We start from the raw sequence: 16248 nt of genomic DNA on the forward strand, positions 1-16248 counted from the left end.
TCGGCGTGCGCTAAGCATCATCAGGATCCATCAAGGCATGACCCCCTCGCCTCCCTTTCTCGGCTTTCCAGACCGTCTCGCAGATGGTCACATGCCCCGCGCGGTGATCTTCGGGGCCGGTCACGGCAGCACTTATCCCGGCAAGGACAGCCGCGGCCATGCCTTGGCGGCGGATGCGATCCGCGTTGCGAGCCAGGACGATGCCGCGTTCGTCGAGCACTGGGATTTCGATCTCGGCGGCCCGCTGTTCGACGGCAAGCCGGCCTCTTGCATCGACGCCGGCGATATCTTGACCACCATGCATGACAATGCCGGCAACAGGGTCAGGATCGAGGCAAAAACGCGCGAAATCCTGGCATTGCCGGCCGTGCCGATCCTGATCGGCGGCGACTGTTCCATGACCATTCCCTTCCTCGCCGGCTTTGCGGAGCACGGGCCGGTCTGGGTCCTGCAGATCGACGCCCATATCGACTGGCGCGACGAGGTGTATGGCGAATGCCACGGCTATTCGAGCCCGATGCGCAGGGCGAGCGAGATGCCGCATGTCGCAGGCATGGTGCAAGTCGGCCTGCGCAGCGTCGGCAGCGCACGCATCACCGAGATCGAAGCGGCACGGCGCTATGGCAGCCGCTTCGTGACCGCCCGCGAGGTTCACGCTCAGGGCGTCGAAGCCGCGCTACGGCATATTCCGGAGGGCGCGCGGGTCGTCGTCACCCTCGACTGCGACAGCCTCGATCCAAGCATCATGCCGGGCGTGGCGGCGCGTACACCCGGCGGTCTCACCTACACGCAGGTGATCGACCTGATCGCCGGCCTCGGCAGACGGGCCCGGATCGCAGGGTTCGACCTTGTCGAGTTCTATCCTCTGGCTGACATTGACGGCCTGTCAGCGCTGACCGCCGCGCGCATTCTCGTCAATGTGGTCGGCACCGTCGTCCGGCAGGTTTGATATCAAAACCCTGCTTTTCGCCGCAGACCGGCCCAAAGGCGCGTGAGCGAGCTTGCGGTTGAAATGCCCTTTTCCACACCTGGGTACTCGATCCTGCCTTGTCCGGCCGGCCCGTCGCTCCAGACCAAGTTGAAAGCAATGCCCTTGAGCCCAAGCTCCCCGATCCGGCGTACGATCGTCTCCTGCAGATAGATATCGGATATTCGCACCCCATCGGCACGCTCGGGCAGCTTGAATATCTCGGTACCGCCGATTGCGTCCGCTCGAAGGACGAGGCTTTCGATCACCATTATGCCGCCATCGTCAAAGCGAACGATCTTTGAACGTTCCTCGTCCAGCGCATCGATCACGGTGGTGACATTGAAGAGCGATATTGGCTCGTCAGCACGAAGCGGCAGGAATTCACCGTACGGTTCGAGGGTTGGCCGAAGCAACTTCAACGCCCTCGCCCGCAGGATGAGCACATGCTCGCCAAGCCATGGAAAATCTGAATACTGCCGGAGCGTACCGCCGTCGTGTTCGCACAGGATCTCCATCCCGGGCGGATGCCATTGTCTCTGCTTCCGGCCGCAGAGCGTCGAAAACAGCTGGTAGTCGTCCGCCTGTCGAGGAAGGACCCATTCCTGTCCTTCGACCACGCTCAGGACATAGATATTCATCCGATCCCCCGCACATCATTGCCTTGGTAGGCTCGGCCTGCTGCGCGGTTCTTCGCGCGCGTTCTCACCGCTGATCCGCGACAGCCGTTTGCGGCACCGGCGGCAATTCGGGTGCATCCATCCCCTTGAAAGGGTCACGCCAGGCGTCGATGTCTTCAAGCCGACGGTACCAGCGGCTGACAGAGGAATAATCGTCGAGCGGCAATCTGGCGGCATCGTTGAACGGCAGAAAGGTCGCCATTCGAAAATCGGCATAGGAAACCGAATTCCCGACCAGCCACTGCCGCTCGGCAAGCACGGCGTCGAGTATTGCCGCGGCTGTATGGAATTGGTTTAGGCCCTCCTCCACCCGCTTCTGATCGATCGGGCCGATGCCGTACCGCTGTTTGGTCCCACGTTCGAAATGCACCGTGTCGCAAGCGAGTGCGAAGTGCTCCTTGCCCCAGCTCAGCCAGCGGATCATCTCGGGTTCGTCATCGCCGGTGCGCCAGAAATCCGAATGCGCGTTGCGCGAGAGCCTGCAGGCTATGGCGTCTGCCTCCCAGAGGCTCTTTCCCTCATCATCCACAAGGATGGGCAGTGAGAGATTGGGATTTAACGGCCGATATTTCTCCGCCTGCCCCGGAGCGAAGGGCGAGGCGAATTCAAATTCGACTTTCGCGTCGAGATGGAGTGCCGCCGCGACTGCCAATCGAGGATTCGGATTGCGGCTGAAATACAGCTTCACTGGGCACTCCCGACATGGCTGGATCTGCCGATCAGGAACGTCATAGCAGCCGTATCTGATAGCTCATCACGCGCTTTGCCCCCGGCGCGATCAGCATCAGGCCCGGTTTGTCGACAAAATCACCATCGAAATCCACCGGGCTTGCAAGGCCGTGCCAAGGTTCGATGCAAAGGAATGGCGCGCCGCTCGGCTTTGACCAGACGCCCAACTCCCGAACCCCTTGCCAGGACATCTCCAGAGCCGGGCCACGCTCGGCGGCATAACGCACGCTGGAGCTGGCGGGCTGGTCCATGATCACCGCGTCCTCGTCGAACAACCGCTCAGAGAGCGGGAGTGTGTTGCCTTCGACAGGCGTCGGCTGTGGCGTTTTCAGCAGCAGTCCGTCCTTAAGGCGGCGGATCGGCGCCGGCTCATCATCGGCAAAGGTCAGCCGGTAGTCCGTCTTGGCCAAATCCGGCTGCAAGGGCCAATTGAATGCCGGGTGCGCCCCGATCGACGCCGGCAGGAACTCATCGCCGGTGTTGGTGATGTCGAAAGTCACATCAAGCTGCTGGCGGACCAGCGTGTAGGTCACTTCAAGCCGAAAGGCGAACGGATAGCGCGCCCGGGTGTCGGCGTCGTCGGTGAGCACCAGCGTGCAGGATCGCGGCCCCTTCCGCGCCCAGGCAAACGGCTTGTCGCGCGCAAACCCGTGCTGCGTCATTGGATAGGTCCGGCCGCGATGGCGCAGATGATCGCCCGCCAGCCGCCCCACGATCGGGAACAGCACCGGCGAGTGCCGCCGCCATTCTGGCCCCGCCTGCCACAGGAATTCAAATCCGTGCGCGTCTTGCAGCGCAATCAGTTCGGCACCCTGCGCGACGATGGTCGCCGAGATGCCGTCGCCATGAAGCCTTTGGCTGTCCTGTGCCACATTTCCTCGCGGGTCGTTGTTGAAGGCCGGCGCGGTGGGCAGACTAGCAAAAGCTCTTGGGGACTCAAGGTGTAGCCTGGTTCTGCAGGAACGAATTGTGGCCGGAGGATCTCCCTCCGGCCACCTCTCCGCATCAAGAGCAATAACCCTCGCTCTTGCCCACAGCGGATAGTCGTTATTCGCGTTCGCCGGTAAAATTCAGCAGCAGCTGGAAGATGTTGATGAAGTTCAGATAGAGCGAGAAGGCGCCGAAGACGGCAAGTTTCTGGCGCGATTCCGCGTCGAAATTCTCGGCATACTGTTCTTTGATCGTCTGCGTATCCCAGGCGGTCAGGCCGATGAACACGGCGATGCCGATCACCGAGATGGCGAACTGCAGCGCGGTCGAGCCGAGGAAGATGTTGACGATGCTGGCGATCACCACGCCGATCAGGCCCATGATCAGGAACGACGAGAACTGGGTCAGGTCGCGCTTTGTCGTGTAGCCGTAGAGACTGGTGGCGCCGAACATGGTGGCGGCGATGAAGAAGGTGCGCGCGATGCTGGTTCCGGTGAAGACCAGGAACACGGAGGCGAGCGACAGGCCCATGACCGCGCAGAAGGCCCAGAACATCGCCTGGGCACTCGCCGCCGACATGGTCTGCATTTTGAACGAGAACAGCAAGACGAAGGCGAGCGGTGCCAGCATCACCACCCATTTCAGCGGGCTGGAGAAGATCGGCACGTAGAGCGCCGGCGTCGATGAGATCATGAAGGCGACGAGGCCGGTGACCACCAGGCCGACGCCCATGTAGTTGTAGACGCGCAGCATATGCTGGCGCAGGCCCTCGTCGAAGATGGCTCCGGTTTGGGCGCCGGCGCCGACGCGATATCCCAGATTGGGGGTGTTCATTTGCGTTCTCCTTTGTGGATCGATCAGTAAAGCGTCTTGGCAAGCGTCTCGGCGGCGCGGTCGAGGTCGTGGACCTCGCTTCGTCCGACCACCGCATAGGCGACATCGCCGATCTGGAAATAGGCCGACGAAATGTCGCCCGAGGGCGCTATCGTCGGCTTGACGACGTCGAAGGTTCCGGGCCGGATCGCAAACAGCGACACCAGCCCCATGTCTTTCGTCTCGACCGCCATCTCGACGCTCGGCCCAAAGCGCGACGGATAGATCTGCACGTCGCGCACCCTCCAATCCGTCGGCAGCGACGGCATGACGATGGCAGTGGCGGCGCGGATTTCGCCGGCGTTGTAATTGGGCGCTTCCGGCTGCGACGGCATGCTCTCGCGCACCAGCGTCGTCCTGTGGGCCTGCACCGCCTCGTCCACATAGGCGGGCGGCTGCGGCGAGGCGACGACCTTGGTCACCGACATCGGCCCGATGATGCCGTTTGCCAGCCAGCCGGCGGCGACGAAGCCGGCGACCGCCGCCGCGCGTTGCAGCACGCCGAAGAGCCGGCCGCGGGCAAGCCCCCTCTCCAGCCGCCGCGCGGCATCGGCGGTCGCGGGGCGCGCCATGCCCTTGGAGCCGGCAAGCGCCACGCGCAATTCATCCCGGGTCCTGAGATCCGACATCACGCGCGCCGCCGCCTCCGGGCGAGCGGACAAGAATGCTTCGACCTCGATGCGGCGGGTAACGTCGACCTGGTCGTCGACATAGGCGTCGAGGTCGATATCAGTCACGGGATCGACAGTTGCGGTCATGACGGGCCTCCAACGATCCTGAGGTGGTTTTTTGCCTTCGCCGGCTCCTCCATCTCGCGCAGTGCGGCGCGCGCCCTGCCGATGCGGGACATCAGCGTGCCGAGCGGCACGCCGCTGGCATCGGCGGCCTGTTGATAGGAGAGGCCTTCGATGGCGACGAGGTGCAGCGCTGAACGCTGTTCTTCCGGCAGGCTGAAAAAAGCCTCGCGCACCTGCGCCAGGCGCACCGAATGCTCCTGTGGTGCCGGCGTGCTGCCGTCGGCCAGGTATCCAGCCTGTTCGACGCGCGACGCTTCGGACTTGCGGGACCGCATCTTGTCGATGAAGGTGTTGTGGACGATCGACAGCAGCCACGCGCGCAGGTTTCCGCCGGAGCGGAACGTGCTGCGCCGCTCATAGGCGCGCACCAGCGCGTCATGGACAAGATCCTCGGCGTCGGTGCTGTCGCGCGTCAGCGAGCGCGCATAGCGACGCAGCGAACCGAGCTGTCCTATGATGTCAAAGCGTGGCACCGGCGGTTTCATGTCCTGTTTACGGAGCATGTAGGGATTTTAATCCCTGCCCTGCCAATTTTTTCCCTTTGAGGGCATCGTTCGCTTTTACCCTGCGCCTCGCAGCATCGAGCGGCTCCCTGGAACCGCATGATGAAGCCGAGAAATACAAGCTCCCGGAATCGTTGTGCGGGTGATTTCCATCGGTGCATCGACGGCAGGCGTGGCGGCAGTGGGACCAATGTGGCGATTGGAATGCAGTAGATCGTGCCTACTTCACACGCCTCTTCTCCAGCTTCCTCGCCAGCGTCCGGCGGTGCATGCCCAGCCGTCGTGCTGTCTCGGAAATGTTGAAGTCGGCCTCCACCAGCATTTCGTGGATGCGCTCCCATTCGAGGTTCTTTATCGAGGTTGGTCGCTCGGCGAGCGGCACCGAAGCATTGCCCTCGACCTGGCCGAAAGCGGCTTCAATGTCGTCGGTGTTGGCAGGTTTGGCGAGATACTGGCAGGCGCCGAGCTTGATCGCCTCGACAGCGGTGGCGATGCTTGCAAAGCCGGTCAACACGACGATCCGCATTTCAGGATCGTGCTCGTGCAGCGCCCTGACGCATTCCAGGCCCGAGCCGCTGGCAAGCTTGAGATCGACGACGGCATATTGGAAGGCAACGGTGCCGATCAGCGCATGCACGCCGTCGACGCTCCGGCAGCTATGTGTTTCGTAGTCACGCCGTTCGAAAGACCGGCGCAGTGCGTTGGCAAAGGCGATGTCGTCCTCGACGATCAACAGCGTGCGTTTAGTCGGCATTGTGCCCTCGCGCAGACAGAGCAGCCAGTGGCAGATGCAACGTAACCGAAGCTCCCCCCTCGGTTCTATTTCTTACGGTGACGGTACCCCCCAGCTTGCGGATGACATTGACGACCAGAAACAGGCCGAGCCCACTACCTGGCCGGTTCTTGGTCGACGTGTAGGGCTTGCCGAATTCTGCAAGCATGGCTTCTTCAAATCCCGGTCCCGCGTCGACAACTTCGATGATGAGATCGTCCGCGTGGCGGCTGACGATCAACCCGACCCAGAGAGGCGACGCTTCAAGTGCGTTGTCCAGTACATTGAACATCACCTGTTTGAGCGCGGGATCGGAGACGATCTCCTGGTTGGCGCCGAAACGCCTGGTGTATTCGAAACCTTGCGGCAGCCGTGTCGATTTCCATTCGGCCACCAGCTCCGCCAGGAAGGCGTCGACGGAGGTGCGAACCGTGCCTTCGCCGCGCAATTCGCCCGACGACATCAGGATTCCCGAAACGATCTTCTTGCAACGGTCCAACTGGCCCTGCATCTCCCGGATTTCCTGCGCCAGATCCGGATCGGCCTCGAGAGCCGGCATGCGCTGCCAGTCGTTGAGGATGACGGAAAGCGTGGCCAGCGGCGTGCCGAGCTCATGCGCGGCACCGGAGGCGAGCAGGCCCATCCTGACGATGTGAGCCTCCTCCGCCGACTGCTGGCGCAAATCCGCGAGATGGGCGTCGCGGGTGCGAATGTTGTTCTGGACCCTGGTGATGAACAGCACCAGAAGCGTTGCCGCCAGGACGAAACAGATGAACATGCCCTGGATGTGCAGGCTGAACAGCCCGGCACCGTGTGCGGCGGGCAGGCTGATCTCACGGTAGAAGGTGGTCAGCGCAATGAAGCACGTGCTTGCAATGAAGACCAGCGCCCAGACCGACCATGTCTCCAGCAGCACCGCGCCCAGAATGACCTGGAGCAGGTAAAGCGAAATGAAGGGATTGGACGCGCCGCCGCTCAGGTAAAGCTGGACCGTCAACGCGGTGACGTCGAGCAGCAGTCCAAGAAACAGTTCGGTGTTGGTGATCGCGTCCTGGCTGCTATGCCGGCGCAGGCTGGCGACATTGAGAGCGATCAGCAGCAGGATCACCACCGCCATCGGCACCAGCGGTAATCCGATGCCGAGCACGTAGCGGACGAACAGGATCGTCACGATCTGACCACCGACCGCGATCCAGCGCAGTTGGATCAGAAGCAGGAAATTCTGTTTGTTGGTCTTGTCGTGCAGAGTCATTGGGCCGGGAGGTCCCCAGCCCTGGCCAAGCAGGTCACTCAAGCGGGCGTCCGATCCAGGCGCTGGTTGAGCCTCAGCGCAAGCAGCGTGCACAGCGCTCCCGACAACAGATAGGCGCCTGACGAGATCAGCCCGAAATGGGCGGACAGGAACAGGGCGACAATGGGCGCGAAGCCGGCCCCGAACAGCCAGGCGAGATCCGAGGTCAGCGCAGCACCTGTATAGCGGTAGGTCTTTGAAAAGTTCGAGGCGAGTGCTCCCGAAGACTGGCCGAACGACAGGCCGAGCAGGACGAAGCCCAATACCATGAAGACGGACTCTCCGACGAAGCCGCCATCGAGCAGCTGTGGCGCGAAACCGCTGAAAACGGCGATGGCCACCGCCGAGCCTCCTAGCAAGGGCCAGCGCCCAACCCGGTCTGCGACGAAGCCCGAGATCGCGATTGCCGCCAGGCCGAAGAAGGCTCCGATCGTCTCGATGACCAGGAACCGGGCCGGTCCCTCGCGCGTGAACAGGAAAATCCAGGACAGAGGAAACACCGTCACCATGTGGAACAGGGCGAAGCTCGCCAGCGGCGCGAAGGCGCCGAGCACGACAGTGCGCCCTTCGGCGCGCAACGTTTCGCGGACGGAAGTCGGCTCCAGTTCCTGGCCTTCGAACAGTTTGGTGTATTCCGGCGTCACCACGATGCGCAGCCGTGCGAACAGGGCGACGACATTGATGGCGAAGGCGACAAAGAACGGGTAGCGCCAGCCCCAGCTGAAGAAGTCTTCGGCCGACAGGTTGCCGACGAAATATGCAAACAGGGCGCTGGCAACGATGAGCCCGAGTGGTGCGCCCAGCTGCGGGATCATCGCATACCAGCCGCGGCGCTTTTCGGGCGCATTCAACGCCAGCAGCGAGGCAAGTCCGTCCCATGTCCCGCCCAGCGCCAGTCCCTGACCGATCCGGAACATGGCCAGCAGCCAGGCCGAAGCCTGGCCGATCTGGTCGTAACCGGGCACGAAGGCGATCGACACGGTCGAGGTCCCCAGCAGGAACAGCGCGATGGTGAGCTTGGCGCTGCGTCCGTAGGCGCGGTCGAGCGCGGTGAAGATCGCCGTGCCGATCGGCCGCGCGATGAAGGCAAGCGCGAAGATGGCGAACGAGTAGAGCGTGCCGGTCAACGGGTCGGCATAAGGAAATACGAGCTTCGGAAAAACGATGACGGAAGCGATCGCGTAGACGAAGAAGTCGAAGAATTCCGACGTCCTGCCGATGATGACGCCAACGGCGATTTCGCCGGGCTTCACTTCATGATGCCGCGCGTTGATCCGTCTTGCGTCGGCTTCGATCTTAGAAGTTGGGCTCACAGCATTCTCCGTCGCCCCGCCGCGGTCTCATTACGATCGCTTGCCATGTGCGCGGGCCAGGTGCTTTGATGAGGCCTGCCGCGTCATTGCGGCATTGGACAAATTGTCCAATGCCTTCATTGCCGCGGTACGGTTAGCACTGGGGGGAACAACCGACAGGTCATACATTGAGCCGTCTCCGTACCCTTTTCCTGCTGCCCCTGCTGGCATCGCTCGGCTCCTGCAGCATGGTCGTCATGAACCCTGCCGGCGACGTCGCCGCGCAGCAGCGCGACCTGCTGATGGTGTCCACGGCACTGATGCTGATCGTCATCATACCGGTCATGGCTCTCACCATATTCTTTGCCTGGCGATACCGCCAGTCCAACCGCGAGGCGCGCTACGAGCCGGATTGGGACCACTCGACCCACCTCGAACTCGTCATTTGGGCTGTGCCGCTTCTGATCATAATCTGCCTGGGCGCAGTGACCTGGATGGGCACCCATCTGCTCGACCCCTATCGTCCGATCGGACGTGTCGCGGCCGGCAAGCCGCTGCCGCCGGATGTGCGCCCGCTTGAGGTCGAAGTCGTCGCGCTCGACTGGAAATGGCTGTTCATCTATCCCGAGTACGGCGTGGCCATGGTCAACGAACTGGCTGCGCCGGTCGACCGGCCGATCAGCTTTCGCATCACCTCCGCATCGGTGATGAACTCCTTCTACATTCCAGCACTGGCCGGCCAGATCTATGCAATGCCGGGTATGGAAACCAGGCTGCACGCGGTCATAAACAAGTCCGGCGACTATGAAGGATTCTCCGCCAACTACAGCGGCGCCGGCTTCTCGGGAATGCGCTTCGCGTTCCACGGTCTGGACGATGCCGGTTTCCAGGCATGGATCGCGAAGGCAAAGGACGGCGGCGGCAAGCTCGACCGAAACGGCTATCTGGAGCTCGAACAGCCCAGCGAGAACCAACCCGTGCGCCACTATGCGGCGGTGGATGCCGATCTCTACAAGGCGATCCTCAACATGTGCGTCGAGCCCGGCAAGATGTGCATGAGCGAGATGTCGCAGATCGATGCCAAGGGCGGTCTGGGAATGGCCGGCATCCGCAACACCCTGCCGCTGCTGTATGACAAGTTCGCCCGGCGCGGCACGATATTCGGCCCTGCCCCATCCTATGTCGCCAGTATATGCACGACCGAAGAAGCACTGGCGGCTTCGAAGGCCGATCAATCCGCCACGCCGATGACCTCGACGCCGATAGTCGGCGCTGGTCTGCAACGGCCACCGCCCCTGTCGATCCGACTGCCGTCACCTTCCGCAACCGGCACGCTTCGGTCGCCCTTCAACTCCTAAGGCGCCACGCAAGACATGTTCGACAATCCTGCTTTTCTCAAGGCGATCTTCGGCCGGCTTACGCTCGAGTCGCTGCCGCTGCACGAACCCATCGTGGTCGCGACCTTCATGGTCGTCGCGCTGGGCGGCGTGGCACTCGTCGGCGCACTGACCTATTTCAAGCTCTGGGGCTATCTGTGGCGCGAATGGTTCACCAGCGTCGACCACAAGCGCATCGGCGTGATGTACATGGTGCTCGGCATCATCATGCTGCTGCGCGGCTTCAGCGACGCCATCATGATGCGGCTCCAGCAGGCGATGGCCTTCGGCGGTTCGGAAGGCTATCTCAATTCGCATCACTACGACCAGATCTTCACCGCGCACGGCGTGATCATGATCTTCTTCGTGGCGATGCCGCTGGTGACGGGCCTGATGAATTTCGTCGTCCCGCTGCAGATCGGCGCGCGCGACGTGTCGTTTCCGTTCCTCAACAATTTCAGCTTCTGGATGACGGTCGGCGGCGCGGTCATCGTCATGATGTCGCTGTTCGTCGGCGAATTCGCGCGCACCGGCTGGCTTGCCTATCCGCCGCTGTCGGGCATCGGCTACAGTCCCGATGTCGGTGTCGATTATTATATCTGGGCCCTGCAAGTGGCGGGCGTCGGCACGCTGCTGTCGGGCGTGAACCTGGTCTGCACCATCGTCAAGATGCGCGCGCCTGGCATGACCATGATGAGAATGCCGATCTTCACCTGGACCGCGCTTTGCACCAATGTGCTCATCGTCGCCGCCTTCCCGGTGCTGACGGCGGTGCTGGCCCTGCTGGCTCTCGACCGCTATGTCGGCACCAACTTCTTCACGAACGACTTCGGCGGCAATCCGATGATGTACGTGAACCTGATCTGGATCTGGGGCCACCCCGAGGTCTACATCCTGATCCTGCCGGCCTTCGGCATATTTTCGGAAGTGACCTCGGCCTTCTGCGGCAAGCGGCTCTTCGGCTACACCTCGATGGTCTACGCAACCATCGTCATCACCATCCTGTCCTATCTCGTCTGGCTGCATCACTTCTTCACCATGGGGTCGGGAGCGAGCGTCAACTCTTTCTTCGGCATCACCACGATGATCATATCGATCCCGACAGGCGCCAAGATATTCAACTGGCTGTTCACCATGTACCGCGGCCGCATCCGCTTCGAACTGCCAATGATGTGGACCGTCGCCTTCATGCTGACCTTCACTGTCGGCGGCATGACCGGCGTGCTGCTCGCGGTTCCGCCAGCCGACTTCGTGCTCCACAACAGCCTGTTCCTGGTCGCGCATTTCCACAACGTCATCATCGGCGGCGTGCTGTTCGGCCTGTTTGCCGGCATCAGCTACTGGTTCCCCAAGGCATTCGGATTCCGGCTTGATCCGTTCTGGGGAAAGATGTCGTTCTGGTTCTGGGTGGTCGGCTTCTGGTTCGCCTTCATGCCGCTCTACATCCTCGGCTTGATGGGCGTAACGCGCCGGCTGCGCACCTTTGAGGATCCCTCGCTGCAGATCTGGTTCATCATCGCCGCCTTCGGCGCCTTCCTGATCCTGCTTGGCATCCTGTCCTTCCTCATCCAGATCTTCGTCAGCGTGCGGCGGCGCGACCAGCTTCGCGACGATACCGGTGATCCCTGGGACGGGCGTACGCTCGAATGGGCAACGTCCTCGCCGCCGCCGGCCTACAATTTCGCCTTCACGCCGGCCGTCCTCGATCTCGACGCCTGGACGGACATGAAGAATCGCGGCTACCAGCGTCCGTTGACGGGCTTCCGCGACATCCACATGCCGCGCAACACCGGAGCCGGCGTCGTCCTGGCCGGGTTGAGCGTGGTGCTTGCCATGGCGCTCATCTGGTACATTTGGTGGCTGGCGATCGTCAGCTTCGTCGCCCTGATCGGCTACGCCATCGCGCATACCTTCAACTACGACCGGGAGTTCCACATTCCGTCCAGTGACGTCACCCGCGTCGAGGACGAGCGGACACGCCTGCTCGCAGCCACCAGCCAGGCGGGATAAGCACCATGGCACACGCCGATACGGTGATCGACGACACGGTCTTCCACCTGGAAGACGACCACGGCCATGCCGAGAGCGGCAGCAGCACCATGCTCGGCTTCTGGATCTACCTGATGAGCGACTGCCTCATCTTCGCGATGCTGTTCGCGGTCTACGGCGTGCTCGGTGGCAATTACGCGGCCGGACCCGCGCCGAAGGACCTGTTCGATCTTCCGCTGGTCGCGCTGAACACCACCATGCTGCTCCTGTCCTCCATCACTTACGGCTTCGCGATGCTGGAGATGGCGAAGGGACGGGTGAAGCCCATGCAGGTGTGGCTGGTGATCACTGGCCTGTTCGGCCTCGCCTTTCTCAGCATCGAACTCTACGAATTCGCCCATTTCATCCACGAGGGGGCGACGCCGCAGCGCAGCGGCTTCCTGTCGTCGTTCTTCACGCTGGTCGGAACGCACGGCCTGCACGTCACCTTCGGCCTGGTCTGGCTGGTGGTGCTGATGGTGCAGGTCTCCAGGCACGGGCTGATCGCCGCGAACCAGCGGCGTCTGATGTGCCTGAGCATGTTCTGGCACTTCCTTGACGTCATCTGGATCGGCGTCTTTACCTTCGTTTATCTGATGGGAATGTTGCGATGAGCGCCGGCCACCACACAGACACCAGCGACCAGAGCCACGCGCGTCACGGCGTCGACCACGGCTCGCTGCGCGGCTATCTGACAGGCTTCGGCCTGTCCGTCGTGCTGACCGCCATTCCCTTCTGGCTGGTCATGACCAACGCACTCGGCAATCAGATGGCTTCGGCGATTGCGATCATGGCCTTCGCCGTCGTGCAAATCATCGTCCACATGGTGTTCTTTCTGCATATGAACACCAGGTCGGAGAGCGGCTGGACCATGATGGCCCTGATCTTCACCCTCATCCTGGTGGTGATCGCGCTGACGGGCTCGCTCTGGGTCATGTACCATCTGAACGTCAACATGATGCCCGGCCATGACATGAGTCAGATACCCTGAGAGAGGGACCTGGCTTTGGACGAACAGGCGCGGACGACACCGCATTCGAATACAGGCGACGGCCAAAGGGTTACGCGTTCACCATGGACGCTGTTGGTGCTTTGCCTTTGCGGTGCCATCGGCGTCGCAGGGTTCTCGGCGCTCGGTATCTGGCAGCTGGAGCGCCGCGTCTGGAAACTCGACCTGATCGAGCGTGTCGACCAGCGTCTCAAGGCGGTACCTGTGGCCGCCCCGGCGCCTTCGGCCTGGCCAGAGATCAACGCCAGGGATGACGAGTATCGCCGCCTCGTCGTTCCAGGCCGGTTTCTCGGTGATCGCGAGATCCTGGTCCAGGCGGTCACCGATCTCGGCGGTGGCTTCTGGGTAATGGCGCCGTTCCGAGCGGATGATGGCTTCACGATTCTGGTGAACAGGGGCTTCGTGCCGACGGACAAGCGCGATCCGGCAACCCGCCTCGAAGGCAAGCCCTCGGGCGATCACACCGGAATTCACGGCCTGTTGCGCATCAGCGAACCGAAAGGCGGCTTCCTGCGTAACAACGATCCGGCCGCCAACCGCTGGTATTCGCGCGATGTGCAGGCGATCGCCTCGACGCAAGGCCTCGGGCAGGTCGCTCCTTATTTCATCGATGCCGATGCCACGCCCAATCCGGGAGGGTGGCCGGTCGGCGGCCTGACGGTCGTTTCGTTCCACAACAACCATCTGGCCTATGCCCTGACATGGTTCGGGCTGGCCTTGATGGTGCTGGGCGCGATCGCCTATCCGTTGCGGCAGACTGGGAAACACGGCGGGGGCTGACCGCTGGCCGAGGCAAAGCTGAAAGGAGCAGGCAGGGCAGGCTTCCCGGCACCCCGTCTCAGGCTGGAGCACCTAGCTAAAACCGCTGGCGAAACGCGACCGATTTGCGTATCACTCCGCCGCCATTGGAGCCCTAGCGATGTTTGAAGCCCTGCAGCCCGCCCCCGCCGACAAGATCCTCGCCCTGATCGGCCTTTATCGAGCCGATCCGCGTCCAGACAAGGTCGATCTCGGTGTCGGCGTCTACAAGGATCGCGACGGCAAGACGCCGGTCATGCGCGCCGTGCGCGAAGCGGAACAGCGCCTGCTGCAGGCCCAGGACACCAAGACCTATCTCGGCCTTGCCGGCGATACCGGCTTCAACACGGTAATGGCCAAGCTCGCCTTCGGTCCGGGCGCCGACATGACGCGCATCCGCGCCGCACAAGCGCCCGGCGGCTCCGGCGCGCTGCGGCTGGTGGCGGAACTGCTGAAGCGGACACGCTCGGATGCAACCATCTGGCTGTCGGACCCGACCTGGCCGAACCACATGCCGGTGATGCGCGCCGCCGGCCTGCAGATCCGTGAATATCCCTATTTCGATGCCGCCTCGGGCGCTGTTCGCTTCGACGACATGCTGGCGGCCCTGCGGACCGCAAAGAGCGGCGACGTCGTGCTGCTGCATGGCTGCTGCCACAACCCGACCGGCGCCAATCTGGATGCGGCACAGTGGGCTGCCGTTTCCGATCTGGTCGTCGAGCGCGAGCTGCTGCCGTTTGTCGACATCGCCTATCAGGGCTTTGGCGATGGCCTCGAGGCCGATGCCCTCGGCTTGCGCCTGTTGGCGGCAAAAGTTCCGGAAATGGTCGTCGCCTCGAGCTGCTCGAAGAATTTTGCTGTCTACCGCGACCGCGTCGGCGCGGCGATGATCCTGGCCAGGGACGGCGCACAGGCGGATGTGGCGATGAGCCAGATGCTGTCGGCGGCGCGCGCCATGTATTCGATGCCGCCGGACCACGGTGCGGCGGCCGTGCGCATCGTGCTCGAAGACGCCACCTTGCGCGCGGATTGGGAGGCGGAGCTTGAAGAGATGCGGCTACGCATGCTCAGGCTACGCGTGCAGTTCGCCGAAGCCCTGCGCCGGCAGTCCAATTCCGATCGCTTCGACTTCGTCGCCAGCCATCGCGGCATGTTCTCCCGCCTTGGCCTCACGGAAGCGCAGGTCGAACGGCTGCGTGCCGAGCACGGCATCTATATGGTCGGCGACAGCCGCATCAACGTCGCCGGCCTGCCCGAAGACGGCATGGACGAGCTCGCCAAGGCGATCGTTTCTGTGCTCGACTGACGTGGCTCGCCTGTGGACAAGGCACTCTCGCCGGCTGACAGCGTTGGCCGCGCGGCCGGCCGCGCGATAGCATCAGCCCTATGACGCCATCGAAAGACATTTCGCGCCTGATCGAGATCATGGCGGCGCTACGGGCGCCGAAGACCGGCTGCCCCTGGGACATCGAACAGGATTTCTCGACCATCGCGCCCTATACGATCGAGGAAGCCTATGAGGTGGCGGATGCCGTCGCGCGCGGCGACCTCGACGATCTGCGCGACGAACTCGGCGACCTTCTGCTGCAGGTTGTCTATCACGCGCAGATGGCCGAGGAGGCCGGTGAATTCGCCTTCCCGGATGTGGTGCAAGCCATCACGACGAAGATGATCCGCCGCCATCCGCATGTCTTCGGCGACGAGAAAGCCCGCAACGCCGGCATGGCCAAGGGCATGTGGGAAAAGATCAAAGCCGAAGAGAAGGCGGAGAAACGAAGCGCCCGCCTCGCGCGTGGTCTCGATCCCGAAGACAACGGCAAGGGGTTTCTGGACAGCGTTCCGGTCGCCCTGCCGGCGCTGACCCGGGCGCTGAAACTACAGGAGAAGGCCGCCCGCGTCGGCTTCGACTGGAGCGAAGCGGCGCCCATCCTCGACAAGATCGAGGAAGAGATCGGCGAATTGCGCGAGGCCCTGGCCAAGGGCGACACCGCCTCGATCAAGGACGAGTTCGGCGACATGCTGTTTGCCGTCGTCAACCTCGGCCGTCACCTCAAGCTCGATTCCGAAGCAGCGCTAAGCGGCACCAACGAAAAATTCCGCTCGCGCTTCCACTATGTCGAACAGGCCCTGGAAAAATCCGGCAGCACGCTGGAAAAGGCTGATCTGGCCGAGATGGAAGCGCTCTGGCAGGAAGCAAAGACCG

16 protein-coding genes and 1 pseudogene are annotated in these 16248 nt (G+C 62.7%); 8 read left to right on the forward strand and 9 right to left on the reverse strand.

Annotated elements, in window-relative coordinates; translation table 11 throughout:
• Positions 1-37 precede the first annotated feature (37 nt).
• Entirely contained in the window at positions 38-949 is a 912-nt protein-coding gene (locus EOB49_RS05240) for an agmatinase (RefSeq protein WP_127380357.1), read from the forward strand.
• Positions 950-951: 2 nt separating this feature from the next.
• Here EOB49_RS05240 and EOB49_RS05245 read toward each other — a convergent pair whose 3' ends face one another.
• The 9 genes from EOB49_RS05245 to EOB49_RS05285 form a co-directional block, all read right to left on the reverse strand.
• Positions 952-1608, reverse strand: coding sequence for a DUF1629 domain-containing protein (locus EOB49_RS05245; RefSeq protein WP_127380358.1), 657 nt, complete (start codon positions 1606-1608; stop codon positions 952-954).
• 64 nt (positions 1609-1672) lie between these two features.
• Positions 1673-2335, reverse strand: coding sequence for a glutathione S-transferase family protein (locus tag EOB49_RS05250; protein ID WP_127380359.1), 663 nt, complete (start codon positions 2333-2335; stop codon positions 1673-1675).
• Between the two features lie 40 nt (positions 2336-2375).
• Positions 2376-3248, reverse strand: coding sequence for an aldose 1-epimerase family protein (locus tag EOB49_RS05255; RefSeq protein ID WP_127380360.1), 873 nt, complete (start codon positions 3246-3248; stop codon positions 2376-2378).
• 175 nt (positions 3249-3423) lie between these two features.
• Entirely contained in the window at positions 3424-4140 is a 717-nt protein-coding gene (locus EOB49_RS05260) for a Bax inhibitor-1/YccA family protein (RefSeq protein ID WP_127271130.1), read from the reverse strand.
• A gap of 23 nt (positions 4141-4163) precedes the next feature.
• A complete protein-coding gene (locus EOB49_RS05265) occupies positions 4164-4937 on the reverse strand; it encodes an anti-sigma factor (RefSeq protein WP_127380361.1) in 774 nt (257 codons plus the stop codon).
• On the reverse strand, positions 4934-5479 hold the full coding sequence (locus EOB49_RS05270) for a sigma-70 family RNA polymerase sigma factor (protein WP_127321069.1): 546 nt from the start codon (positions 5477-5479) through the stop codon (positions 4934-4936). Before EOB49_RS05270 ends, EOB49_RS05265 begins: the two co-directional genes overlap by 4 nt.
• Positions 5480-5699: 220 nt before the next feature.
• Positions 5700-6233 (reverse strand): response regulator transcription factor, encoded by a 534-nt coding sequence (locus EOB49_RS05275; protein WP_023812014.1) that lies wholly within the window; start codon positions 6231-6233, stop codon positions 5700-5702.
• Positions 6223-7545: an ATP-binding protein gene (locus tag EOB49_RS05280; protein WP_127380362.1), complete on the reverse strand. Its 1323-nt coding sequence runs from the start codon at positions 7543-7545 to the stop codon at positions 6223-6225. Before EOB49_RS05280 ends, EOB49_RS05275 begins: the two co-directional genes overlap by 11 nt.
• Positions 7542-8855, reverse strand: a complete 1314-nt coding sequence (locus tag EOB49_RS05285; RefSeq protein WP_127268838.1) for an MFS transporter — start codon at positions 8853-8855, stop codon at positions 7542-7544. The genes EOB49_RS05280 and EOB49_RS05285 overlap by 4 nt, the downstream gene beginning before the upstream one ends.
• Before the next feature lie 167 nt (positions 8856-9022).
• On the opposite strand from EOB49_RS05285, the gene cyoA reads away from it, so the two are divergent.
• The 7 genes and pseudogenes from cyoA to mazG form a co-directional block, all read left to right on the forward strand.
• Entirely contained in the window at positions 9023-10192 is a 1170-nt protein-coding gene (gene cyoA, locus EOB49_RS05290; RefSeq protein ID WP_127380363.1) for a ubiquinol oxidase subunit II, read from the forward strand.
• A gap of 15 nt (positions 10193-10207) precedes the next feature.
• Positions 10208-12220 (forward strand): cytochrome o ubiquinol oxidase subunit I, encoded by a 2013-nt coding sequence (gene cyoB / locus EOB49_RS05295; RefSeq protein ID WP_127380364.1) that lies wholly within the window; start codon positions 10208-10210, stop codon positions 12218-12220.
• 5 nt (positions 12221-12225) lie between these two features.
• Complete coding sequence (gene cyoC / locus EOB49_RS05300; RefSeq protein WP_127270912.1) at positions 12226-12852, forward strand: cytochrome o ubiquinol oxidase subunit III; 627 nt, start codon at positions 12226-12228, stop codon at positions 12850-12852.
• Positions 12849-13229 carry a cytochrome o ubiquinol oxidase subunit IV gene (cyoD, locus tag EOB49_RS05305; RefSeq protein WP_127380365.1) on the forward strand — a complete coding sequence of 127 codons (381 nt, stop codon included), beginning with the start codon at positions 12849-12851 and terminating at the stop codon, positions 13227-13229. The genes cyoC and cyoD overlap by 4 nt, the downstream gene beginning before the upstream one ends.
• A 96-nt stretch (positions 13230-13325) precedes the next feature.
• Positions 13326-14027 carry an SURF1 family protein gene (locus EOB49_RS05310; RefSeq protein WP_127380366.1) on the forward strand — a complete coding sequence of 234 codons (702 nt, stop codon included), beginning with the start codon at positions 13326-13328 and terminating at the stop codon, positions 14025-14027.
• A 139-nt stretch (positions 14028-14166) separates the two neighbouring features.
• On the forward strand, positions 14167-15351 hold the full coding sequence (locus EOB49_RS05315; protein WP_127380367.1) for an amino acid aminotransferase: 1185 nt from the start codon (positions 14167-14169) through the stop codon (positions 15349-15351).
• Positions 15352-15431: 80 nt separating this feature from the next.
• Positions 15432-16248, forward strand: a pseudogene (gene mazG / locus EOB49_RS05320) (nucleoside triphosphate pyrophosphohydrolase); the annotation flags it as partial.

This window comes from Mesorhizobium sp. M7A.F.Ca.MR.148.00.0.0 (assembly GCF_003997735.1).
GTDB lineage: Bacteria > Pseudomonadota > Alphaproteobacteria > Rhizobiales > Rhizobiaceae > Mesorhizobium.